The organism is Pantoea vagans (genome assembly GCF_004792415.1).
Lineage (GTDB): Bacteria > Pseudomonadota > Gammaproteobacteria > Enterobacterales > Enterobacteriaceae > Pantoea > Pantoea vagans.
The window spans coordinates 3581888-3605041 of record NZ_CP038853.1; the positions used below are offsets into that span (position 1 = coordinate 3581888).

Annotated in this window: 21 protein-coding genes; 5 read left to right on the plus strand and 16 right to left on the minus strand. The window is 51.8% G+C overall.

Features of this window, described 5'->3' with window-relative positions; all coding sequences use genetic code 11:
- Positions 1-12 precede the first annotated feature (12 nt).
- From EGO56_RS16855 to EGO56_RS16910, 12 genes are all read right to left on the minus strand, one after another.
- Positions 13-660, minus strand: a complete 648-nt coding sequence (locus EGO56_RS16855; RefSeq protein ID WP_135910306.1) for a hypothetical protein — start codon at positions 658-660, stop codon at positions 13-15.
- Positions 644-1351, minus strand: a complete 708-nt coding sequence (locus tag EGO56_RS16860) for an ABC transporter ATP-binding protein (RefSeq protein WP_135910307.1) — start codon at positions 1349-1351, stop codon at positions 644-646. The genes EGO56_RS16855 and EGO56_RS16860 overlap by 17 nt, the downstream gene beginning before the upstream one ends.
- An 8-nt stretch (positions 1352-1359) precedes the next feature.
- Positions 1360-2310 carry an ATP-binding protein gene (locus EGO56_RS16865; RefSeq protein WP_135910308.1) on the minus strand — a complete coding sequence of 317 codons (951 nt, stop codon included), beginning with the start codon at positions 2308-2310 and terminating at the stop codon, positions 1360-1362.
- 18 nt (positions 2311-2328) lie between these two features.
- The gene (locus tag EGO56_RS16870) at positions 2329-3546 is read right to left on the minus strand and encodes a beta-ketoacyl synthase N-terminal-like domain-containing protein (protein WP_135910309.1); all 1218 of its coding nucleotides are present in this window, start codon (positions 3544-3546) and stop codon (positions 2329-2331) included.
- 4 nt (positions 3547-3550) lie between these two features.
- A complete protein-coding gene (locus EGO56_RS16875; RefSeq protein WP_135910310.1) occupies positions 3551-6109 on the minus strand; it encodes a beta-ketoacyl-[acyl-carrier-protein] synthase family protein in 2559 nt (852 codons plus the stop codon).
- A gap of 101 nt (positions 6110-6210) precedes the next feature.
- Positions 6211-7371, minus strand: coding sequence for an aminomethyl transferase family protein (locus tag EGO56_RS16880; protein WP_135910311.1), 1161 nt, complete (start codon positions 7369-7371; stop codon positions 6211-6213).
- Positions 7372-7400: 29 nt separating this feature from the next.
- Positions 7401-7682 (minus strand): acyl carrier protein, encoded by a 282-nt coding sequence (locus EGO56_RS16885; RefSeq protein ID WP_135910312.1) that lies wholly within the window; start codon positions 7680-7682, stop codon positions 7401-7403.
- 25 nt (positions 7683-7707) lie between these two features.
- Entirely contained in the window at positions 7708-8256 is a 549-nt protein-coding gene (locus EGO56_RS16890; protein ID WP_135910313.1) for a hotdog family protein, read from the minus strand.
- Positions 8257-8259: 3 nt separating this feature from the next.
- A complete protein-coding gene (locus tag EGO56_RS16895) occupies positions 8260-9015 on the minus strand; it encodes an SDR family oxidoreductase (protein WP_420371893.1) in 756 nt (251 codons plus the stop codon).
- Between the two features lie 20 nt (positions 9016-9035).
- Complete coding sequence (acpS, locus tag EGO56_RS16900) at positions 9036-9404, minus strand: holo-ACP synthase (protein WP_135910601.1); 369 nt, start codon at positions 9402-9404, stop codon at positions 9036-9038.
- A gap of 18 nt (positions 9405-9422) precedes the next feature.
- Positions 9423-11045 (minus strand): ShlB/FhaC/HecB family hemolysin secretion/activation protein, encoded by a 1623-nt coding sequence (locus EGO56_RS16905; protein ID WP_135910315.1) that lies wholly within the window; start codon positions 11043-11045, stop codon positions 9423-9425.
- An 89-nt stretch (positions 11046-11134) separates the two neighbouring features.
- Complete coding sequence (locus EGO56_RS16910) at positions 11135-15013, minus strand: two-partner secretion domain-containing protein (RefSeq protein WP_135910316.1); 3879 nt, start codon at positions 15011-15013, stop codon at positions 11135-11137.
- 1194 nt (positions 15014-16207) lie between these two features.
- Here EGO56_RS16910 and nrdD point away from each other — a divergent pair.
- Together nrdD and nrdG are read left to right on the plus strand one after the other, a co-directional pair.
- Entirely contained in the window at positions 16208-18346 is a 2139-nt protein-coding gene (nrdD, locus tag EGO56_RS16915; RefSeq protein WP_135910317.1) for an anaerobic ribonucleoside-triphosphate reductase, read from the plus strand.
- Positions 18343-18810, plus strand: a complete 468-nt coding sequence (gene nrdG, locus EGO56_RS16920) for an anaerobic ribonucleoside-triphosphate reductase-activating protein (protein ID WP_135910318.1) — start codon at positions 18343-18345, stop codon at positions 18808-18810. The genes nrdD and nrdG overlap by 4 nt, the downstream gene beginning before the upstream one ends.
- Here nrdG and EGO56_RS16925 read toward each other — a convergent pair.
- The gene (locus EGO56_RS16925; RefSeq protein ID WP_135910319.1) at positions 18802-19437 is read right to left on the minus strand and encodes an NAD-dependent epimerase/dehydratase family protein; all 636 of its coding nucleotides are present in this window, start codon (positions 19435-19437) and stop codon (positions 18802-18804) included. The two genes, nrdG and EGO56_RS16925, sit on opposite strands and share 9 nt — an antisense overlap.
- A 146-nt stretch (positions 19438-19583) precedes the next feature.
- Between EGO56_RS16925 and EGO56_RS16930 the strand changes: the two genes are divergently transcribed.
- A complete protein-coding gene (locus tag EGO56_RS16930) occupies positions 19584-20105 on the plus strand; it encodes a type 1 glutamine amidotransferase domain-containing protein (RefSeq protein WP_033731332.1) in 522 nt (173 codons plus the stop codon).
- 35 nt (positions 20106-20140) lie between these two features.
- On the opposite strand, the gene EGO56_RS16935 is transcribed toward EGO56_RS16930, so the two are convergent.
- Positions 20141-20569: a YhbP family protein gene (locus EGO56_RS16935; protein ID WP_135910320.1), complete on the minus strand. Its 429-nt coding sequence runs from the start codon at positions 20567-20569 to the stop codon at positions 20141-20143.
- Between the two features lie 75 nt (positions 20570-20644).
- On the opposite strand from EGO56_RS16935, the gene EGO56_RS16940 reads away from it, so the two are divergent.
- Entirely contained in the window at positions 20645-20938 is a 294-nt protein-coding gene (locus EGO56_RS16940) for a GIY-YIG nuclease family protein (protein WP_135910321.1), read from the plus strand.
- Here EGO56_RS16940 and EGO56_RS16945 read toward each other — a convergent pair.
- Positions 20922-21428: a GNAT family N-acetyltransferase gene (locus EGO56_RS16945; RefSeq protein ID WP_135910322.1), complete on the minus strand. Its 507-nt coding sequence runs from the start codon at positions 21426-21428 to the stop codon at positions 20922-20924. The genes EGO56_RS16940 and EGO56_RS16945 overlap by 17 nt on opposite strands.
- On the minus strand, positions 21422-21946 hold the full coding sequence (ubiT, locus tag EGO56_RS16950) for a ubiquinone anaerobic biosynthesis accessory factor UbiT (RefSeq protein WP_135910323.1): 525 nt from the start codon (positions 21944-21946) through the stop codon (positions 21422-21424). Before ubiT ends, EGO56_RS16945 begins: the two co-directional genes overlap by 7 nt.
- Positions 21947-22149: 203 nt before the next feature.
- Here ubiT and ubiU point away from each other — a divergent pair, with 203 nt between their 5' ends.
- The gene (gene ubiU / locus EGO56_RS16955; protein ID WP_033731328.1) at positions 22150-23145 is read left to right on the plus strand and encodes a ubiquinone anaerobic biosynthesis protein UbiU; all 996 of its coding nucleotides are present in this window, start codon (positions 22150-22152) and stop codon (positions 23143-23145) included.
- The last annotated feature ends 9 nt before the right edge of the window (positions 23146-23154 follow it).

A 23154-nucleotide genomic window follows, 5' to 3' on the forward strand; every position in this document is an offset into this window, starting at 1 on the left:
TTGACTGGACATTTATTTCCCTTCCAGCAGCGGTAATAAGACGTGCCTGACTTCATTCATATCCCATTCCGGGGCACGGTCAGAGGTGAGTACCGCAGCAGCGTCTGGATTCTGCTGCGTCAGTTTCGCCAGCAGTGCCTCTGCCCCGGCCTGCTGTTCACAACTCAGCAGCGCCCGATAACGCATCCCGATGAGATGTTCCACCAGCCCGGCATTGAATACCTGCGTGTTGTCCAGCATCAGAGCCGTATCCTTCAGCGTAACGACACAGCGCCCGATATCGGCCGCCAGCCAGGCATCAACCCGCGCGCGTAAATAGCGTACCCGCGGGTCAGCTTCGTGCAGGTCAACCGCCTCATCCAGATAGAAAAACCCCGTTTTGGCGTATTCAGATGCCCGGATAAAATCACCGGTAGTCAGAAAATAACGGGCCTGCCGCAGCATCCCATAGGCGTGGAACACCAGCGAAAGCACGTTGTCGCTGGCGCTGTACTCGTTGAACAGGGCCTGGGTGACGTCGGCAAGCGCGCCGGGCCGATCCGGTAATCCGCTCTGTATGACATGCGCCGCAACGGGAGCGAAAGAGGCTTGGGCCTGACCGGTACCGGCGAGACTCAGCAGGCACACGCAGAGCAGCAGAAAATTACGATTGCGCGTCATGGACTAACACTCCGTCTTTGATTTCAATCACCCGCTGCGCCCGCGCTTTCAGCTCGCTGGCGTGCGTAGAGATAATAAAAGTCGTGCGGGTCTCCTGATTAATTTTCAGCAGCAGCTCCAGGATGGCTTCGCCGGTGACCCGATCAAGATTCCCGGTGGGTTCATCGGCGACGACCACCTTCGGGTCATGGGCCAGCGCTCTGGCAATTGCCACGCGCTGCTGCTGACCACCGGAAAGTTGCCCGGGTTTACGCGCCGTAAGCGCAGCCAGCCCTACGCTGTCGATAAAATGCAGCGCTCGCTCTTGTGCTTCTTTTTTACCGATGTGTCCGTTCAGTACCAGCGGGAAATAGACGTTATCAAAAACATTCAGCACCGGAATTAAATTAAAAAACTGGAAGATAAAACCCAGATGTTTACCACGAAGCGTTGAGAGCTGTTCTTCACTGAGGTTATTCAGCAATTTATTATCAAACAGCACGGTACCATGGGTGGGTTTATCAATCCCTGACAGAATATTTAATAGTGTGCTTTTGCCGCTGCCGGAGGGTCCGCACAGCGCCACAAATTCGCCTTTTGCGATATCCAGGCTGATATTTTTCAGCGCATCAACTTTTCCATCCCCGCTGCCATAGTGTTTATGGATATGGCTTAACGATATCAGCGGAAGCGCTTTTATTACTCTGCTCATGGTGGCCGTCATTCCCTGCAGGATTCAATATCGAAATAGCTAAAGCCAGAATGTGTGTCAGGCACTATCGTTCTGATGTTTGTCGCAGGATCAGCGTGCTGGTCAATCCAGGCAAAGCTCAGGGCAGGCGTCATGCAGCCGCTGGCACCGTAGGTCTCTGCCAGATCAAGGATCTTGTGCTGCGGAATCGCTGAACGCTTTAACAGATCTTTTCGCAGGCCAGCAAAAGCGATGCGGTCGGCTTCTGCTGCATCCTGAACGCGCTGCGCCGGACTGTACTGACCGCCACTCACTTTGATCGCGCTTTTCTGCTGACTAAAAATAAAACAGCCGGTGCGTTCCACCGTCAGGTTCACTTTGTCAGCCTGGCCTCGCAGCCTGTCACCCCACCTGATGCGAAGATCCTCGTCAGAAAAGACCAGCATCGGGATGGCGCGATACGCGGCGCAGATTACGACATAATCGAACACATCCCAGCTCAGGTAATCCTTCGCCAGTGCCATTGCCTGAGTTAATGCCTGCTTTTCACCCCGGATTTTGCAGGTCGGTCCGTGAACGGCGAATTTTTTAACCAGATTCTTTGGCAGCGTATCAATTGCCGAAATGTGTAGCGCGCTGGAGATATTCTCAAATGTTCCCGACTCGCCCCACGAATCAACATAGATAAATGCCGTCCGGCTTTTTAATAATTTCACGCGCTCTTTGGCTGACAATGCCTGTAGCGCGTCATCAGCTGCCTGCTCCATTGCATCCAGATAATGCTGATACAGCGGATTTCGGATCATCTCGGCGGCATAAAGTGCAGACTGTGTGCCAAAACGCTTCAGCCCCCAGCCATTCGCCTGAGTCGATTTCAGCGACTTTTGATATAAATGTGCTTCCCAGGCATTGAGCCAGCCTGGCTGATAGAAATAAAAATCATCTTCCGGTTCAATAATCGAAAATGAGGATAAATACATGTCACTCTCCCTGTGCGCTCAGCGGCCTGAACAGATGTCAGACATCACGACACCAATGACAGAACCATCAACCCCCACGCCTGTTTTCAGCAGGTGACGCTTATTGTGACGGGTTACATCACGATCAATAAAAAGATGCGGCGCGATGACATCAATAATGTCGTCATTACTTACAGATGAAATAATCTCGTGATGAGTCAGCGTATGATGACCAATGATTAAATCAATAATTCCCGATCCGGTGGCGGTATAACCCATTTGCCCTTTATAGGCGAGAACCGGAACGATATTATCTTCCGCGAATACGGCTATCGCTTTCGCTTCTGCTTTATCACTGATGGAAGAGCCATTACCGTGGGGAATAATCGCACAGAGCTCTTCAACACTGACGTCGGCTATTTTCATCACTGACCGCATGACTTTCAGGATGCTGGTGCTGAGCCAGGAGCTGTCGTTGCTTCGGCCAGCGCTAATCTGCGTATAGCTGGTTTGCAGGTGTATTCCACCCGCGACCTGTCGTGCCTGCCGGTGCCGGCCACTTTCCAGCAACAGCACGCTGAATCCTTCAGCGAACAGGACACCTTTACTGTTCTCACCAAATGGCTGAACGCGTTCGGTTTCCAGCATCGACTGCGTGTTAAGAAACCAGATATCCTGCGTTTTAATTCTGGAGATATTGATAACCAGCACAAGGTCTATGCCCTGATGTTCAATGGCCTGACAGCCCAGATGTATCGCCGTCAGCGATGAGTTACTGGTGCCATTTATATTGGGCGGCAAATATTTCAGATGATACTGACGGGCAATATCGCCAGACAGACGATCCTGTGACATATTACTCACATGCAACTGCGTTAACGATTTTGAAAGATAAATATCTTCAACATCATTTTTATTATAAAAATCGTTATATGCGATACCGTCAACCCTGGGGCCGAGACCGCTAAAATAGACGCGTACGTTTGACCCGGCCAGACATTTCACATCCAGCCCGGCCTGGTCAAATGCCTCATCAATCAGGCAATAAAGCAGATCGGATGCGCTATCATCACTATCATTAAGGGTGGCGAAATATTTATTTCCTTTAAAACCACACTTTATTGCCTCATGTTCTGAGGTGAACCAGGGCTTTGTTTCTACGCGTTTCCCCCGTTTCAGATTTTCAATCAGCTGAAAACGGTTTCCGGCAAAGGGTAAACAGGAACTGAACCCTGCGATGATAGCGGCATTATCCACAATGTTATCCTTTAATCACAAACGCGTAATAATTACCGCCTTCCGTCGCACCCACGAGTAATACATGCCTGATGGCAAGATTCAGAGGCTCACGAACAAAATTAATTCGTTCATCAAAGAACGCAGCGGTATGCGGTATGGCGGGAACGGCCTGCTTTTTAATACAGTCAATAATGACAAGCAGATTCAGCAAACCGGCGGCAGAGGCGACAAAACCAAAATAGCCGTTGTAGTTAACGACCGGCACCTGCGGATGTCCTGCGGCAAAGGTGGCATAGATGGCATCGATTTCAATGCGCGAACTTTCAACACTGCCGTTACTGGTGCCGCACACCAGGTCGATCTCCCGCGCTGTAATTCCGGCATCGGTCAGGGCACGCTCAATGGCTAACGCCATAGATGCCGACTTTTCAGCAAGCATTGAACCGTCGAAATAGCTGTTGCTGCATGACTTACCGTAACCGGCAACCTCCGCCAGCACGTCCACGCCACGTTCTCTGGCCTGCTGTGGATCTTCCAGCAGCAGCATGCAGGCGCCTTCACCCGGAACGTACCCTTTGGAATCTTTACCGTAGACCTGGTAATCACTGGCCTCAGAGGTCATCCGGAGTTTCTGCGTCACTGCATTCATATACAGCGACATGGAGGGGAAATACTCATCCGCCCCGCCTACAATGACCTGCGATTGCAGGTTCTGGCGGACGATTTCATAGCCGTAGGTTAATGCGCCAAGCGCCGCATTCTCGCCGGTTGCCAGCGTGGTGGTGTAGCCCTTAATTCCTTCGGAAATCCCGCAGAAGGTCGGAATCGCGTTCATCAGTGAGCCGGGAAATTCAGAAGTCCGGACTTTACGTGGGTCGGGTTTCAGGCTTTGCAGATATTTGTAGGTGGTCTCCTGCGGACCGCTGGACATTCCCATCACCATACCCAGCTCATCGCCATCACGTTTAATTTTTCGCTTCGCCTGGTCAAGGGCGGCGGAGAGCGCAATCAGAGCAAAGGTGCCGCCTCGCGTCGCCTTGCGCGGGTCGAAACGGCGCAGATGCTTACGAGGCTCAAGACCTGTAATCTGGAAGGTTTTAAAATGCGGGTTATGTTCAGGGCGGGTGGCACCCCTGAGGCTGTACCCCTTACCAGACAGCGCTTCAAACTGGTTCGTTTTTTCGAGCACTTCCAGTAATTCGTTCGCCTCTTCCAGCGTATCTTCAGGAAAGATGACCTCCCCCAGCTCAACGCGGTGATTGCGCTGACGGATGCTGTCGAGGATTTCGCTGAGGGTATGTCCGATGGCAGAAACCGCGCCGCTGCCGGTAATCGCGACTCGCTTCTGATCAAAGCTGCTGACAGGAATTGAGCCGGGTTCCATGCTGACAATCAGGCTGCAATTATTACCGCCAAATGCGTAGTTGTTCTTCATGAAGATATTGGTCTTCTGCTCCCGGAACGCGTTGGGCACATAATCGAGTTCGCAGTTTGGACGGGCATCCGTGAAGTTCAGCGTTGGCAGTACGCGGTTATCCGGCAGCGTCACAAGGCAGGCAATTAACTCAACGATTCCTGCGGCACCAATGTTGTGGCCAAAGTAGGATTTGGTCGAACTCACCAGCGGCATCGGATGCCCGGCAAAGACTTTTTTCATTGCCAGTGTTTCGATGCGGTCGTTCGCCTCTGTGCCGGTGCCGTGTGCATTGACATAATCAATCTGCTCAGGAGTGATGCCGGCATTTTTCATCGCTTTCTGCATGACCTGTACTGCGCCGCTGGCACGCGGATCCGGACCGGTCTCATGAAACGCATCACACGAGGTCGCGTAGGAGAGGATCTCTGCGTAAATGGTGGCACCGCGCGCGACGGCGTGCTCATACTCTTCCAGCACCAGCGCACCCGCGCCTTCACCAATAGACATGCCGGAGTTGCCGGAAAACGGCGTACAGGTCTCCGGGTGCATGACGTTAAGCGCATAGAAACCGGCGAAGGTTGGCAGGTAGATCGGTTCAGTGCCGACCGCCAGCATGGTTTTGCTTTTACCGTTCTGGATATAGTCGAAGGCCATGCCTACAGCATTCGGACTGGCGGTACAGGCAGTCGCGACCAGCTCGACGCCGCCCTGCAATCCCAGCAGGGTTGAGACGCTGGAACAGCAGGATGAGAAGCCGCCGGAGAACAGCGCTTTGCGCAGTGAGAAATCTTCCAGGCGCTGCTCAAACAGCGGTAAAAAAGCCTCCGTGCCGGCAGAAGAAACGCCCACAATCAGGCCGGTCTGTTTAAGATGTGCCTTGTCTGCGACCAGACCCGCCTGGCTTAGTGCATCTTTGCCGACTTTATAAGCCCAGAGTGCCGCGTTATCCAGCGAGGCAATAACGTCATCCGGGAGTTCTGAATAATCGATATCGTGCAGCACTTCGGCTGCTCTGGCATTTTCAAACCATGCTGAAAAACGCTCGCTGTCAGCAACGCCATTTTTCTTATTTAATAAGGCCTCTTTGAAGTCGGGAATATTTTCAGCCAGAGAGGATAAAATACCCATCCCGGTAATAACGACGCGTTTCCTGGTTGTCTTCATAAATAACCGTACCATCCTGTACCGGAAGCACACAGCCGGCAGTCATCACCTGCGGCTTTGTCGCCGCTTATTTCTGCCTGCTGTGTCTGATATTGAAAGAATTACACTGCGCTTTTCGCTTTCGATTCGTCTACATAGCTGTGTTCAGTTGGATTAACCAGCATGCTCAGGTTGTAGATGAACGGCATAGATTTGGTTTTCGCCGTCACGGCTTCCGTGCGGGTCTGGATGGTAAAGCCGTCGATATCGGCCCAGGCGTAGTCGCTGTCCAGCAGCGTCAGGGCAATCATATTTTGCAGCGCCGGGGAGTAGATCGCCTGAACCACCTGACCAGCCGGCTGACCATCGACCAGAACGCTATCGCCCGCGGCCATCCCTGAACAAGGCTGTGTGGCTATCATGCCGATCAGTTTGCGTGAGCCTCTGTCCTGCGACAGCGCTTCGACCGCCTCTTTGCCAACGAAACCCTCTTTGTCATACTGGACGGCCCACTGCATCTGCAGTTCAACCGGGGTCAGAGGAATGCCAGCCCACAGGCGATCATCCCAGCCTGGGTTTTCGATGCGTGCCAGGGTCTGATAATCCAGACCGCCGGTTTGCAGCAGGTATTTGCTGCCCCGTTGCTGAAGTTGCTGCCACTGCTCAAGCAACTTCTCTTCAGGGCCAATCACCATATAGGCAAACTCACCATGCTTACCGCAGCGGAACACCATCAGTTCCTGTTCCGTGTTCATATGCTCGTGATAGGGCAGACCGATGACGTCAAAACCATGAAGTTCTGCCATCAATTCCCAGGAATAGGGCCCTTCCAGCAGAATCGCGCCCCACTGCTCTTCGCGCATATCTCTGATTTCAGGCGTTTCCTGTATATCAAGCTCATCTGCTTTTTCCAGCAGCTTATTCAGGCTGGTAATCAGTTCAATGGCGGGGATATTTTCAGATATGACATAATATCCGTCGGAACAGCAGAGGACGTAGACATCTCCGCGAATCGTGCCATCCTCTTTAAGAATCAGCGAGTAGATCCCCTGCTCGTCACGAATAATGGAAACGTCCGCAGAGACCAGATAATTTACCAGTGCCCAGGCATCGTCACCCATCACGCTGACGATGGCCATATGTGAATAGTCAACCAGCAACACGTTCTCACGCAGGGCTTTATATTCCACCATGGGATCGTTATAAGCCGAGGGCACGGAATAATTATTACGCATGCCCATTACTGCACCCTGCTTTGAATGAAAATCATTGAGAGACATCATAATTAAATCCTGTCAGTCACAAATTATAATTAAGCATTCTGCTTCCGGATAATGAACGTAGCGAGGCTGTTGATACTTCTCATATAAGAGGGATCATCGCTTTCACCGACTCTGATGCCGAACACTTTATCCAGCATGACGACAATTTCTGTGGCATCGACGGAGTCCAGCTTTAAACCATTGCCGAACAGAGCCGTGTCATCATCAATCTGCGATTCATCACGCTGAATGTTCAGACGCTGAATAATCTCTGTTTTAATCGTGCACAAAATCTCTTTGCGTTGCTGAATATCATCTTTCATCGTCGTCATGGTTTTACTCTCTCAGAGGTTACGGTTACCTGGTTTCTCGAAAATTAATAATGGTGCCCTGGCTAATCAATCTCTTACCGACATTCGCTGTTACGGCGTAATGTTTAAATCCCTGGGCATCAGAGAAGGCTAATTTGCTGGTAACTTCAATTGAGTCACCAGGCCAGGCGATATCTTTGAATTTAAGGTTCTGGGCAGCCAGCACTCCGCGCACTTCAGCGCGGCGGGTACGGATAATGTCCAGCATGTCATCAGTGGCAATACGGGCATGAATATCGCGCAGTGATGTCAGTGTTTCATTAAATCTTGCCTGATAAATGTCACAAATATCGGTCAGAAAAGAGAGATACTCACTGGCCTGGCCGAATATCTCGGAAATGATGGCGCCAGGCATTATCGGATCGTCCGGAAAGTGCCCCAGCAGGTAGGGTTCGTTATAGGTAATATGTTTCGTTACCTTCACAAAACCGTTCGGGCCATATTTAAAGTCATCAATTCTGTCGACCATCAGCAAAGGCTGACGCCAGCCACCCATTTCCAGAAAGATTTTTGAGGGAATAACGTATTTAGACATAAGTCACCGCATAACCAGGCCACCATCGATGACGATGGTCTGGCCGACAATATAGCTGGAGGCAGAAGAGCTTAAATAGACAATGCTGTTTGCGACTTCCTCACTTTTGCCAAGACGGCGTAAAGGAATGGAAGCGGTAATATTGCGTACCACCGTCCGTGAGACCTTTTTCACCATTTTTGACTCAATCATCCCCGGTGCCACAGCATTGACGCGGATACCGTACTGCGCGAGTTCAGCGGCCAGCGTGCGGGTAAAACCAAGAATGGCCCCTTTTGACGCGCTGTAGTTCACCTGCCCTACGCTTGGGATGAGCGCGGCAATAGAGGCGACGTTAATAATCGCCGGGCTTTCAGCGGAGCGAAGCAGCATCAGCGCCTCTTTTGTCAGGCGAAACATGCTGAACAGGTTGATATCCACCACCCGGCTGAAATCTTCAAAGCCCATGGACGCAAACAAACTGTCTTTCACTACCCCGGCGTTATTCACCAGCACATCCAGTTTGCCAGCCACATCGGTCAGATGAGCACAAAGCGCAGAAACGCTCTGCGGATCGGCGAGGTCGCACTGAATGATGGACAGTTTATGCCCTGCCGGATGGGCCTCTTTCAGCTCGGTAAGTTGCGTTGCATTCGAATGGTATACCGCGTAAACATCGCAATGCTGATCCAGAAATTTAGCGCAGATCGCCAGGCCAATATCGCCGCTGGCCCCCGTAATAAGCACCGACTTTTCTTTAAGGTCGTTATATTTATACATAATATTCACATATAGTTTGATTAATAGATAATGGCAACGGCGGTTGCATGGCTCTGGCAATGTGAAATAGTCAGCGCGCTATTGGCGATAGCGTTTTCAGCAAGCAGATCCTTTACCCGCCCGCTAAAAATAAAAGAGGGGCAGCCATATTCATCATGTGTAATTTCAATATCGTGAAAGGTAATGCCGTGACGATAACCACATCCCAGCGCCTTAACCGCCGCCTCTTTTGCAGCCCAGAAACCGGCTGCCCGTCCGAAATCAGGATCATCAGCGTTAATTTTAATTATTTCTCTGCGGGTAAAAACACGGTGCAGAAACTCTTTATTACCGTTATTGATTGCACGACTGATGCGTGAAATTTCAACGATATCTGTACCTATGCGCATAATGGCACCCATCCCTGGTTATAGCTGGTAAGATAAATTTAAATTAAGCGTGGCTTTATCAACATTCATCGCACCCGGATATTTCACGGGCACTGAAATCGCACAGTCATACGTCAGCGATTTTATCTGTCCCTGGATACCCACTGCTCCGCCAGCGATCAGTTCATCGCCATAAAGACTGTCTTTTTTTATCTGTCCAGCATCCAGGCCGTAATAGTAACTGGCATTAACCGATCTGATCGGATGATAGATCGTATTCTGCAGGTAGTATCCCTTGCTGCCCGTAAGCCCTGGGCTATTTTCAAAGCCACGTACGTTCCAGCGTTCACCCAGGGTTGTCTTATCCTGTAACGTCAGCTCATGGGGGGCGTATTGCCCGAATAAAGTGGCACTGTAAATGTTATTGCCCAGTTGCCGCGAATAGCGACTTTCCAGACTGAAAATCTGACTTACAGAGCTGACGTCACCATAGACCATGTCAGCCGTTTTCTCTGCGCCAAACCACGTCACAAATCGCTGCCACGAAAGGGTCGAATCCCAGGCTGCTGCTTCCAGCTGCTGTTTGTAGTTAACGCCAAATTTCACGTTATCCATGTTCCGCTTTTGCAGCACCAGTTCCTGGCCGTTAATTTTATAACCGGCTTTGCGACGAATAAGTTCAGCATTACCGGTTACTATCCGGCTCCTGTCGCGATAAACCGTACGTGATGCTTTTGCGCTCCAGTAATCACTCTTGCCCGCATAGTCCACTGAGATATCGCTGAGCGGAATCGCCTGACGCGACTTACTGCGGCTATAGAACAGCGAATAGTTCCAGTAGCCTGCCGGAAGCAGGTAGTACGCACTGGCACTCTCATACTTCCCGGTTGTGCTGCGGGTTCCGGCCAGATAAAACAGATCGCTTAAATGAGCCGTGTTGTATAAATAACCTACCACGGAGGTCAGGTAGCGGCCTGTCTCTTTGTCGCCCCAGTTGCTGACACTCGCTCTTAAACTCCACTCTTTCGTGCGAAGCGTCTTTATGCGGATAACGCTGTAGCCCTGCCGGGTACCCGGCTCGATATTCATTTTCACGTCAACATCAGGCACTAACTGAAGATTTTCCAGCCCCTGTTCAATATCGCGAATATTGAGAATGTCTCCGGCTTTAAACGGTAACATCCACGTATTAATATCATCATTTTCAACAATGATTTTCTCTATTCGCCCTGGATCCACCCTGAGCTTAAGACTGCCGGTCGAGATATCCTGTGAAGGAAGAGTGATGCGGGTTGTGATGTAACCAGCATTGATATAAACGTCCTGTAATGCCGTAGCGATTTTTACAATGCCGATACGACCAATGCAGTGCCCGAGTATCTCATTTTTAATCACCCTTTCGGCTTTACTGCTGAGAAAGTTATTTTCAGGAATAAAGTTCGTTATGGTAAAACAGTTCTCCTCTGCTGGCAGATCTTTCAGCCTGACTATTCTTTTTTCAGTGCTGGAATAAACATCCTGGCGATAAACCTTCTGTTCTTTAAAGACACTCAGATCGGCATTACTTTGCTGTTTGATCAGATGGCTGATCTCATCATCGGCGCGGGTATAAAAGGAGATCAACACGAATAACAGCAAAATAACTCTGTATTTCAGTTCCATTGACTTTCTCAAAAATAAAAAGGCAGCAGGTTCTCATTATTGTTAACGCAGAATCGTGATAGCTACTGCCTTTAGTTACCGCTTAACCGTTAAATACCAATCACAGCGCCGCTATTGGTAACTTTACCTGTCGTTATTTCCATGCCCGTCAGACCACCGAATACCGCATTAGTACCGCTGTTGGTCACACTATTGGCAGTGACGTTAGCTGTGCCATAGCTGAGCATATTGAGATAGTTATAGATATTGCCAGCCGTTTTTGCCGTTAATGTATAATCGGCGACAATATTACCGCGGTTATTAATGTCAGTACCGGCATCGATTGCGATATTTTGCGCAAGCATATTAGCTGATACGTTGTTAGTTACATGTCTCTGCGTACTGATGTTCAGGGAACTCCCGGCAACGATGTCTTTAAAATTCTCCACGCCATTCAGGGTACTAATTGTCAGCGCATTGGTCGCAGAAAGCGTATTCCGGTTGTAGAGAATACCTTTAAGCACGCTGAAGTTCAGATCACCTTTGCTGCTAATCCAGCCGTAGTTTACGTCGCTGCTGTCGACTTTCAGTGTTAAATCTTTGTCTGAAGCAATAACGCCGGTTGCTGTATTATCAGCCATGTTCCCACTGCTGAAGTTGTAGAGCGTCGCTGCAGTGATGTCCAGATTGCCTGCACTGTAAGTGGTTGCATAGTTGTTGTAGAACACACCCGTCGCTTTGACGATAGCGTCCGCACCGCTGACCAGCATTCCCCAGGTGTTATCCAGAACGCCGTTTGCAATGAGGCTCAACGGGCCATTGTTTGCAACGATATTGCCACTGTTGTTGTAAATGTTCTGTCCCGACAGGGAAACGCCTTCCTGCCCGATCATACCACCAGCATCCGCTGTGATATCAAAGTCGCTGCCTGACTGACTGCTGAAGTTATTTCCGTAACGGTTTTCAATGTTTCTGACCGCTGTTACCGACAGTTTCTGGCTTGCCGCCATCAGAGCAGTGTCATTTTGCACCGCTGATTTTGAATCGACCGTGACATTTGCACCGGCAATCAGACCGTAATTATTATCAACCGAATTTGCAGCAAGAGTGATATCACCTTCGCCAGAAACAAGCACACCTCTGAAACTATCATAATTACCTTTCAACGCCAGACTGATAGCTTCAGTCGCAGCAATCTGTCCGTAGTCGTTATTAAGTGCGTTCGTTTTGACATCAATAGCACCACCAGATTCAAGGACGCCGCTGTAGTTGTCAACGTTTCCATTCCCGGAAGCAATACGCATGTTTCCTGTCTGCGATTTTATTTTGCCACGGTTGTTACCCACATTTGCAGAGGTCGTTATTGTTGTATCGCCGGCAGATTCAAGATAAGCACTATTGTTATTAAAACTGTTTGCACTGATTGACGCATTACCATAACTGACAAGATTGAGATAATTATACAGATTCCCGCTTGTGGTAATGGCCATGTCAGCATTACTCACAATGTTATTTCGGTTGTTGATATCATTGACTGCAGTAATAGTGACGTTATTACCTATCATGTTACTGTTGTTATTGTTCGTCACATGGCGTTTGGTGTTCACTGACAGATCGCCGCCTGCTGAAACAATGGCAAAATTCTCTACACCGTTCTGCGCATCAATCTCCAGATCTGCTGTCGCGGCCAGCGTATTCCGGTTATATAGCGTGCCCTGCAGAACGTTAACGGTCGCATTGCCCGCACTGCTAATCCAGCCATAGTTGGTGAAATTATTGTTCACATTCAGCGCAAGGTCTTTATCTGCAACAATAAGTCCGGTGGCATTGTTATCGATTAGCGTGCCATTACTGCTGTTCTCAAGGTAAGGCGTATCTATCCTGAGGTTACCCATACTGTAGGTGGTCGCATAGTTATTATTGAATGACCAGCCTGTTTTAATGGTGGTGTCTTCTCCGCTCATCAGTAATGCCCGGGCATTGTCAATGCTGCCTTTGGCCTGCAGCGTTAGCGAACCACTTTCAGCAATAATCCGGCTTCTGCCGTTGTAAATATTATTGCCGGCGAGTGAAACACCTTCTTTGCCAATCATTCCGCCTTCCTGCTGCGGCATACCAAAGTACACACCGAAGAAGGTACCGAAGTTATCGCTATTAGCGTTATCAATATTGCTGGCAGAGTCTATTTTGAGTGTTTTATCAGCAACCATCAGCGCCGTGTTATTATTCACACCACCATTAGCACTGATACCAATATTTTGCCCCATCATAAAGCCGCCGTAGTTATTAACGACGTTGGCAGCCAGTTCGATGTCACCTTCCTCAGAACTGATCGCGCCAATATAGTTGGTAATATTGCCCGTGATTGCTGTAACAACGCCGCCTTTACCGGAAAGACCCGCGTTGTCGTTGCGCAGGGAACTGCCTTTAGCGATGACTTTGCCAGTGGCGTTTATTTTGCCGGAATAGTTGTCGATGGCTCCGCGACTTTCCAGAGAAACATCACCATTGGAGGCCATCTGTCCGCCATTGTTGTTCAGGCTGTTCGCAACGATCTGAACGCCCTTCTCCGCAATAATGCCTAATGAGTCATCACTCCCGGTATCGGCTGTTTTAGTCGAGCCGTTGTTTACCGTTGCAGTACTGGCGGAGATTTTAGCGTAGCCACCTGCTGAGCGGATCAGGCCCTGGGTATTATTGACATCACCTGTACTGACAATATTAACATCACCCAGAGAGTCCATCAGGCCTCTGTTGTTATTAACAGCGGCAGACTCAATGCCTACATATCCCCCCTTAATCTGACCATTGCTGTTGTTCAGCGTGCCGGTTTTTAAAGCCACGATCCCGGCTTCCATTCCAACCGTTTTTCCCTTACCTGAGTTGGTCAGTGTACTGTTATTGGTATCAACGGCCAGTGTGCCACTGGCGGCAATTTTGCCGTTAACATTGTCGATGGCGCTGCTGTTGATATAGAGATCGGCCGCAGTCGTTATCGTGCCTGCGCGGCTGTTCACCAGCGTGTTTTTATTGGTATCCAGCGCGATAGTGCCAACAGAAGTCACGGTGCCGGTGGTGTTATTCAGCGTACCGCTGGTTTTGATATTGATGGCTCCAGAAGACTCAATACCCGCGTTGCTGTTCAGCAACTGGCCTTTTGAATCGATGCTGATACCGTTATCACCACCCGCGATGACGCCCAGATTACGCACGCCTACGCCGTTTTCCGTACTGACCAGATTAATTTTGTTGGCATACATCCCACCCAGTGCGGCCACGTCGATGCTGTTTGCGCTACCCCAGCCTGATGCAGTCACGCTGCCGGTGACTTCACCCATTGCGTCGACATAGTTATTCCCAGCCACGACCTTAAGTTCGTCAACGCTGACTTTGTCATTGACCACAACAGTGCGTGACAGGATTTCCGTCGGGCTGCCGTTACTCATCTTGCCCAGCGTGATCGTACCGCCGTTAACCGAGTAGCCTGCCAGCTGGTTATTCTGAACGTCCGGTTTACCGGTGGTGAGCGTCAGCTTGCTGGTGTTGATGGTGCCGCTATTCCTGATCGAAATGCCGTTCGGATTGGCGATAATCAGATGAGCTTTGTCGCCTGCAACTTCCATCATGCCATTGATGGCACTGGCATTGCGTGAGGTCACCTCATTAAGAATGACTTTAGCTGTACCGGATGTCAGATTGCTATTGCCCTGCAATTTGCCGGCCAGCGTGGTGGTGGATTCAGCAACGCTGTTATTAAAGATTATTCCTTTCTTATCAACGTTTAATTTGTCGTAAACGTTATGAGAAAGCCCTTTATCGTTGGCTTTATTGATGTTGATAACCGGCACGTTATTCACTGCTGCCACAGTACCGTTATTGATACTGATCTCTGCCGCGTACGAAACGGATGGCAACGTTAACATCACAGCGATAGCTACCGGATGCCACTTCATTTCACAGCGCAATATATTATTTTTTCCATTATTCATAGAATCATTCCCTCTGCTAAATTTGTAGCTAAAAAAATAACACTGCGGACCAGAATCAGTGATTCATCTCGTCCGGCACAACAGTCTGCATTTCTCGTCCCACCTCTTTTACGAATAAGTGGTGACGGGCAGCAGACCAGACATTTCGTCTGAATCTTATGACTTACGATGATTAATATAAAATATCGTTAACCTATTCTATCCCGGTAATAACCCGGAGAATGAAAGTGTATAATCAGTAAGGACATCCGTAACATAATAAAGAAGAAAAAGGTATCCCTCACGCTTAAATGCACGATATTTTTTTATGCAAATCTATGATTTAAAAGGTATTTACCGGATAAAACCTCAATCAAATAAGCGCAGACCCTGTTACCGAAATAATACTTACCCTTGTGTTGTCTAAACAAAATCCTGTCATTAAATGACATCAGATATAATTTAGCGCAATGGTAACAAGTTTTTTCAGATTAGCAATGCCAGTAAAACGATATTAAGTATCGTTTAGGCATGACGGCTCGCCACACCCTGATAGAAATAGAGGAAAACCCGCAGATTACTAATACATAAAATAAAAAATAGGTCTGTATTTCCTTATTATCGACAATTCACCTTAATTTATATAGGCATTTAACCTGATTAAACTAAGCCACAAAGATCATTTTTTTAACATTTATAAGGAGTGCCCTAAGAATAAAAGGAATCTGAAGATCGCTTACTCAGGAAATTCCGGATAAATACGTTATCTTCCTGAGCAGAAAAAATATCACTTAAGGGAGCAGCAGCTGCAGCCGTCTACCCTGTTTTTCCCGTTGCAGCTGGCTGTTAGCACCTTATTGCCGTGCGCCTGTCATCGCGAATATTACCGGACAGTCATCGTCTCTATTCTCAGCCCGGTATTACCGATAGCGTCAGCTGAAATCCAGCAACGCGACTTTCCTTATTCCCATAATGACTGGCTGACAAAGCCGTTCGATACCTTAAATGGGATGCAGCGCTCACCATGCAGCCTGTCGTACATCAGCCGATCACGGCTGTCCCTGATCCAGGCCAGATGATTAACGTTGTTCAGCGTTTCGGCCGGGTTGAAGCTTCCTTGTTTCAGGTCAAATCTGTGCGCAATAATTCACAGCAATCACTACATGTAGGGAATAGAATCCACCCGAACCCCATATGTAGTTAACGGAGAGAGAAATGGCGACGGTGGTAATCAAGCGTGATGGATGCCGGACAGGCTTTGATGCGCAGCGTATTGAGCAGGCTGTCGTGGCGGCGGCACAGGCAGCAGGCGTTGACGATGCAGCCTGGTGCGCGCAGGTCGCTGAACGCGTTGCACTGCGGCTGGCCGATCGTCCTGAGGTGGCTATCCGTGAGATTCAGTGTGCAGTCGAAGAGACGCTGATGGCGGGTCCTTATCCGCAGCTGGCGCGCGCCTACATTGAATACCGCCACGATCGCGATGTCGCCCGAGATCGTCAGAGCCAGTTACACCACGCCATTCGCGGTCTGGTCGATCAGACCAACGCGGCGCTGCTGAACGAAAATGCTAACAAAGACAGCAAAGTGATCCCGACACAGCGCGATCTGCTGGCCGGGATCGTGGCGAAGCACTACGCGCAGCAGCAGATCCTGCCGCGGGATATCGTTCTGGCGCACGAGCGCGGCGAGATCCACTATCACGATCTCGACTATTCGCCCTTCTTCCCGATGTTTAACTGCATGCTGATCGATCTGAAAGGCATGCTGACTAACGGCTTCAAAATGGGCAACGCTGAGATCGAGCCGCCTAAATCGATCGCTACCGCCACTGCTGTGACGGCGCAGATCATCGCCCAGGTCGCCAGCCACATTTATGGCGGCACCACCATTAATCGCATTGATGAAGTGCTGGCCCCGTTTGTTGAGCAGAGCTATGCCCGGCATCTGACGATCGCTGAGCAGTGGCACATCCCACAGGCTGAACAGTATGCACGCCAGCGTACGGAGAAAGAGTGCTACGACGCCTTTCAGTCGCTGGAGTATGAGGTTAATACCCTGCACACCGCCAACGGCCAGACGCCGTTTGTCACCTTTGGTTTTGGTCTGGGGACGGACTGGGCGGCGCGGCTGATTCAGCAGTCGATTCTGCGTAACCGGCTGGCCGGACTGGGCAAAAATCGTAAAACCGCGGTGTTCCCAAAACTGGTGTTCAGCATTCGCGAAGGCGTTAACCGCCGGGCGGGCGACGTGAATTACGACATCAAGCAGCTGGCGCTGGAGTGTGCCAGCAAGCGGATGTATCCCGACATCCTAAATTACGATCAGGTGGTGAAAGTCACCGGCTCGTTCAAAACGCCCATGGGCTGCCGCAGCTTCCTGGGCGTTTATGAAGAGAATGGCGAGCAGATCCATGAGGGCCGCAACAACATCGGCGTGATCAGCCTGAACCTGCCGCGCATTGCGCTGGAGGCAGCTGGAGATGAAGCACGCTTCTGGACGTTGCTTGATGCCCGCCTGCTGCTGGCTAAGCGGGCGCTGATGACGCGGGTGGCGCGGCTGGAGAAGACCAAAGCGCGCGTTGCGCCCATCCTTTATATGGAAGGGGCCTGCGGCGTCCGGCTGAATGCCGATGATGAAGTAGGACCTATTTTCCGCAATGGCCGTGCGTCGCTGTCGCTGGGTTACATCGGCCTGCACGAAACCCTGAATGCGCTCAGCGGCGGCCACCAGCACCCTTACGATGACGCGGCACTGCGCGCCAAAGGCGTAGAGATCATTGCGTACCTGCGCGCCGCCACCGACCGCTGGAAAGCGGAAACAGGCTACGGCTTCAGCCTTTACAGCACGCCGAGTGAGAATCTGTGTGACCGCTTCTGCCGACTGGATGCGGCGCAGTTTGGCGTGGTGCCGGGCGTTACCGACAAGGGTTATTACACCAACAGCTTCCATCTCGACGTCGAGAAGAAGGTGAATCCTTACGATAAAATCGACTTTGAAGCGCCCTATCCGCCGCTGGCGAATGGCGGATTCATCTGTTACGGCGAATACCCGAACGTACAGCACAACCTTAAAGCGCTTGAGGATGTCTGGGATTACAGCTACGACCGCGTCCCCTATTACGGTACCAATACGCCGATTGATGAGTGCTACGAGTGCGGCTTCAACGGCGAGTTTACCTGTACCAGCCGTGGCTTTACCTGTCCGAACTGCGGCAATCACGATCCGGCTCGCGTCTCTGTGACACGGCGGGTCTGTGGCTATCTGGGCAGCCCGGATGCGCGACCTTTTAACGCCGGTAAGCAGCAGGAAGTGCAGCGTCGGGTGAAACATCTGGCCGAAGGGCCGCTGGGATGATGCATATTCACCGCTACTACGATGTGGATATCGTGAATGGCCCCGGCACCCGCTGCACGCTATTTGTCGCCGGTTGCGAACATCAGTGTCGCGGCTGCTACAACCAGAGTACGTGGCGCACTGACTCCGGCGTGCCCTTTACGCTGGCGATGGAGGAGCAACTGCTGGCGGATTTGCAGGACACACGCATTCCGCGCCAGGGCTTGTCACTGAGCGGTGGCGATCCCCTTCATCCGCATAACGTGCCGCACATTCGCCGGCTGGTGAAACGGGTACGACAGACATGTCCCGGTAAAGATATCTGGCTCTGGACCGGCTATCGCATGCAGGAGCTGAATGCGGCACAGCGTGCCGTGCTGGACTATCTCGACGTGCTGATCGATGGCCGCTTTGTTGAAGAGGAAAAGGATGCCACGCTGCAATGGCGCGGCAGCCGAAATCAGATCGTCTGGCAGTTACGCTGAATGACGCGGGATATCTCCCGACTCAATGATGCTGACGCTCTCACCACCTGGCGTGAATGCCTGCTGATGCAGACAACGTGCCACGTCGCGTGCGTGAACCGCCCGCCAGTTGCCCGGCAGCAGCGAAAACAGCGGTCCCGCCAGGCTTTCGCCCTGACGTTTCTGCGCGCGATCCCCCAGCAGCAGTGAAGGCCGCACCAGCGTCAGGCGCGGCCAGCCCTGATGGCGCAGCGCATTCTCCATTTCGCCTTTGACGCGATTGTACAAAAACGGTGAGTGACGGCTGGCACCGTGCGCGCTGACCACCAGCATCTGCTTCGCACCCAGACGTAATCCGCATAACCCGCTGTCCACCACCAGCGTGTAATCGACATGAATAAAGGCCTGCTTGCTGCCCGCCTGCTTACGTGTGGTGCCCAGGCAGCAGAACACCGTATCCAGCGAACTCTGCAGCGGCCCCAGCACATCGGTGAGATCGGCCTCTACCGGATTCACCACTTTGTGCATTACGGGCAGTGGCCGGCGGGTGGGCGCGATGATCTCATCAACACGCGGATCCTCAATCAGTAAGCGCAGCAGATGCGACCCGACTAAGCCGGTGGCACCGGTCAGTAATACGCGATTCATCTCAGATTCGTCCTTATTTCACTGCTGACAGCTTAAAAGATAGCTGATCTTAACGGGCTGGCTTGCGTTCTCACGCTCAGCGACCAGGCTTACAACGTTATCCGGATAGCGCGCCTCGCGCTCCACAAATTTAAGGAGGAAAAAAGATGAGCAAGAAAGTTGCGGTTTTGATTACCGATGAATTTGAAGACTCAGAATTTACCTCACCCGCGGAAGCCTACAAAGGCGCTGGTTTTGAGGTGGTGACCATTGAGAAACAGGCCGGTAATGTCGTTAAAGGCAAGAAAGGCGAAGCGGAAGTAACCATCGACCGCAGCATTGATGATGTCAGCCCGGCGGAATTTGACGCCCTGCTGCTGCCAGGCGGCCACTCGCCTGACGCGCTGCGCGGCGACGATCGTTTTGTTGCCTTTACCAAAGAATTTGTCGCCAGCGGCAAACCGATCTTTGCTATCTGCCACGGTCCACAGCTGCTGATTAGCGCGAACGGCGTGCGCGGTCGCAAGATGACTACCGTTAAAGCCGTTGCCATTGACCTGATCAATGCCGGTGCTGACTTCCATGATAAGGAAGTGGTCGTGGACGGCGATAAGCTGGTCACCAGCCGGACGCCGGACGATTTACCGGCCTTTAACCGTGAATCCCTGCGGATCCTCGAAGCGCTGTAAATCCGCCACGCCCTTTTCTGCTGAAAGGGGCGTGTCTATTTCTCCCGTTGCCACACAATTTTCTTGCCGAATCCCAGCGCATTATCCGTCATCTTCACCTCATCCAGCTCAATCTCCCACAGCGGTGCTGACACTTTGCGTGAGACCGGAAACCGTTTCTGGTAAGCCGCTCTGGCGATCTGCTCTGATGCCTCATCCAGCCGTGTGACCCGGCCACGATACTGTACCCCTTTAATCAGCAGGACAGTTCTGGGCTGGCCATTGACGGTGCCTGCAACCTGCGGATTCAGTACCATGAGTTCACCGTGGCGGGTATCAGGTTCGGTCATGATCCAGAAGACCATGCGTGTCTCATCAAAGACGTAGTAGCAGTTAGCGCACCAGAGTTGATCGTCGGCGGTACAGCAGAGTGAAAGCACATGCTGCTTTCGGAGGTAGCGAACCAGATGGGCGTGATCGGACAAGGTAAACTCCTGACGGTGCACCGGAGCGTGAAGCGCGCTACACTGCCCGGCACCTTTTTTTGGGAATAGATTACGATGGGTCAGCAGTGGCAACTCTACATCGTCCGGACGGCGAAAGGGAGCCTGTACACCGGCATCACCACGGATGTGGTGCGCCGGGTTGCTCAGCACCAGAGCGGACGCGGCGCACGCGCATTGCGGGGCAAAGGTCCGCTGGACCTGGTGTTTCACTGTGAAGCGGGCGATCGCGCCAGCGCCTCCAGACTGGAGTATCAGGTTAAACAACTGACCCGTCAGCAGAAGTTACTGCTGGTGGCGGGTCAGCCGATCAGTCTGGAGAGCTGGCTGGGTATTACGGCTGGCGTTTAAAAGGTTCGGCGTAGTCGATCTGCCCTTCCGTGCCGTCAAAAGCATTGTCCGCCAGACGGTAGACCTGGAACGTTGCCTCAGTTCCCGGCCAGTCACTGCGCAGGCCATGGCGTGCAGCCGGTTCAAAACCAAACCGGCTGAACAGCGCCGGATCGCCCAGCACCACAACCGCGCTGTAGCCAAATTCATTGAGCGTATCCAGCCCCTCATAAATCAGCTTGCTGGCAATGCCCTGACCGCGCAGCGTCTCATCAATGGCCAGCGGTGCCAGCGCCACCCAGCCGCGATCTTCACCCTGAACGCTGACCGGACTGAATGCGGCATAACCCAGCACCTGTCCCTCATCATCCGTGGCGACCACGCCTAAGGTCAGCAGGCCATCTTCACGCAGCGCCTGTGTCAGTTCCGCCTCGGCTGAACGGCTGAAGCAGCGTCTGAGCAGCGCGTCGATGCCTGCAGCATCAACACCAATTTCGCTACGAATCAACATGCGGCACCCGCGCGCGCCTGTGTGGCCTTCGCGTCCTGTTTCATGCCGGCGTCGACAAATGCCGCCATCTGCTCAATAGCCGTGCGTAACGCGGTGGGCATAGCCTCGGGTTCAATAGCATCCATTACGTTCTTCACCTCAAGTCCCAGTTCTGTGTCACCTTCAATCACCAGACGGCGTTGAAAGAACAGCATGTCGGGATCTGCTTTACGTGCTGCCACCAGCAACAGATCATTGGCATTGCCCCGAAACCAGACATCCGCTTCGGACTGTTGCAATACCGCCAGTCGGCCATCCTGCAGCGTGGTTATCCATTGCAGATTGAGATCGGCAATCCCGATACCCAGCAGGCGACCGTTCAGAAAGTCTAACTCACCTTCAGCCAAAGCATGGCGAAATTGCCAGTTTAAGAGTTGTTGCAGCAGCAACTTTTTGACCAAGAATGGGGTGAGCGCTACGGGTAACCCTAAGATTTTTGGACCCTTTTTTACAAAATGGGCATGTATCCGCTCTAACACTTTCGTCACTCCCTTTAGAAAATTTTACGTATATTGCCATATCCTTTTCTGCGCGCCTCATCCGGGATCAATAAAAAACGCGGCTATAGAGGGAAAAAAGCGCCGCCAGGCCGGATGAACTGGAATTTCACTGCCCCAAATCAACACGCTCGCCGGACCAGATGCCTAGACTCGACGCCCATCGCATGTTGAGAGGAACACCTATGGAACTGCTCTGCCCGGCAGGAAACTTACCCGCAGTGCGCACCGCCACAGAGAATGGTGCGGATGCGGTCTATGTGGGACTGAAAGATGACACCAATGCCCGTCACTTTGCGGGCCTGAACTTCACCGATAAAAAGCTGGCTGAAGCGGCGCGCTATCTCCATCAGCATCGGCGCAAACTGCATGTGGCGATCAACACGTTTGCCCACCCGGATGGCATGGGACGCTGGCAGCGGGCGATTGATGTGGCGGCGCAAAACGGAGCCGACGCGCTGATTCTGGCCGATATTGCCACGCTGGAGTATGCCGCGAAGCATTATCCACAGGTTGAACGTCATCTCTCTGTGCAGGCTTCGGCAACCAATCTTGAGGCGATTCGCTTTTATCATCGCCACTTCAATCTGCAGCGCGTGGTGCTGCCGCGGGTGTTGTCGATTCATCAGGTTAAACAACTGGCGCGCAGCACGCCGGTGCCGCTGGAGGTGTTCGCCTTTGGCAGCCTGTGCATTATGGCGGAAGGCCGCTGCTATCTCTCCTCCTGGATGACCGGCGAATCGCCTAACAGCGCAGGTGCCTGCTCCCCGGCGAAGTTTGTGCGCTGGCAGCAGACGCCGCAGGGCATGGAGTCACGCCTGAATGAGGTATTAATCGATCGCTACGCGCCCGATGAGAGCGCCGGTTACCCGACGCTCTGCAAAGGACGCTATGAGGTTAACAATCAGCGTTATCACGTGCTGGAGGAGCCCACCAGTCTCAACACACTGGAACTGCTGCCGGAGCTGCTGCGGGCAGGCATCGCCTCGGTGAAAATCGAAGGCCGCCAGCGCAGTCCCGCCTACGTCGCTGATGTGGCGCGCGTCTGGCGTCAGGCGATCGATCGCTGCAAGGCGCAGCCGGAACAGTTTGACGTCGCGCCACAGTGGATGCAGACCCTGGGCGATCTCTCCGAAGGCACACAAACCACGCTGGGTGCTTATCACCGTGAATGGCAATAAGGAGTCATG

Excerpts from the sequence above, each read along its gene's own strand:
- nrdD (WP_135910317.1), top strand. The coding sequence starts at position 16,208 with ATGGCGACGGTGGTAATCAAGCGTGATGGATGCCGGACAGGCTTTGAT.
- acpS (WP_135910601.1), bottom strand. The coding sequence starts at position 9,404 with ATGCGCATAGGTACAGATATCGTTGAAATTTCACGCATCAGTCGTGCA.
- nrdG (WP_135910318.1), top strand. The coding sequence starts at position 18,343 with ATGATGCATATTCACCGCTACTACGATGTGGATATCGTGAATGGCCCC.
- EGO56_RS16945 (WP_135910322.1), bottom strand. The coding sequence starts at position 21,428 with ATGTTGATTCGTAGCGAAATTGGTGTTGATGCTGCAGGCATCGACGCG.
- EGO56_RS16925 (WP_135910319.1), bottom strand. The coding sequence starts at position 19,437 with ATGAATCGCGTATTACTGACCGGTGCCACCGGCTTAGTCGGGTCGCAT.
- EGO56_RS16910 (WP_135910316.1), bottom strand. The coding sequence starts at position 15,013 with ATGAATAATGGAAAAAATAATATATTGCGCTGTGAAATGAAGTGGCAT.
- EGO56_RS16875 (WP_135910310.1), bottom strand. The coding sequence starts at position 6,109 with ATGAAGACAACCAGGAAACGCGTCGTTATTACCGGGATGGGTATTTTA.
- ubiU (WP_033731328.1), top strand. The coding sequence starts at position 22,150 with ATGGAACTGCTCTGCCCGGCAGGAAACTTACCCGCAGTGCGCACCGCC.
- EGO56_RS16880 (WP_135910311.1), bottom strand. The coding sequence starts at position 7,371 with ATGATGTCTCTCAATGATTTTCATTCAAAGCAGGGTGCAGTAATGGGC.
- EGO56_RS16855 (WP_135910306.1), bottom strand. The coding sequence starts at position 660 with ATGACGCGCAATCGTAATTTTCTGCTGCTCTGCGTGTGCCTGCTGAGT.
- EGO56_RS16865 (WP_135910308.1), bottom strand. The coding sequence starts at position 2,310 with ATGTATTTATCCTCATTTTCGATTATTGAACCGGAAGATGATTTTTAT.
- EGO56_RS16860 (WP_135910307.1), bottom strand. The coding sequence starts at position 1,351 with ATGAGCAGAGTAATAAAAGCGCTTCCGCTGATATCGTTAAGCCATATC.
- EGO56_RS16890 (WP_135910313.1), bottom strand. The coding sequence starts at position 8,256 with ATGTCTAAATACGTTATTCCCTCAAAAATCTTTCTGGAAATGGGTGGC.
- EGO56_RS16885 (WP_135910312.1), bottom strand. The coding sequence starts at position 7,682 with ATGACGACGATGAAAGATGATATTCAGCAACGCAAAGAGATTTTGTGC.
- EGO56_RS16930 (WP_033731332.1), top strand. The coding sequence starts at position 19,584 with ATGAGCAAGAAAGTTGCGGTTTTGATTACCGATGAATTTGAAGACTCA.
- EGO56_RS16905 (WP_135910315.1), bottom strand. The coding sequence starts at position 11,045 with ATGGAACTGAAATACAGAGTTATTTTGCTGTTATTCGTGTTGATCTCC.
- EGO56_RS16940 (WP_135910321.1), top strand. The coding sequence starts at position 20,645 with ATGGGTCAGCAGTGGCAACTCTACATCGTCCGGACGGCGAAAGGGAGC.
- EGO56_RS16895 (WP_420371893.1), bottom strand. The coding sequence starts at position 9,015 with ATGTATAAATATAACGACCTTAAAGAAAAGTCGGTGCTTATTACGGGG.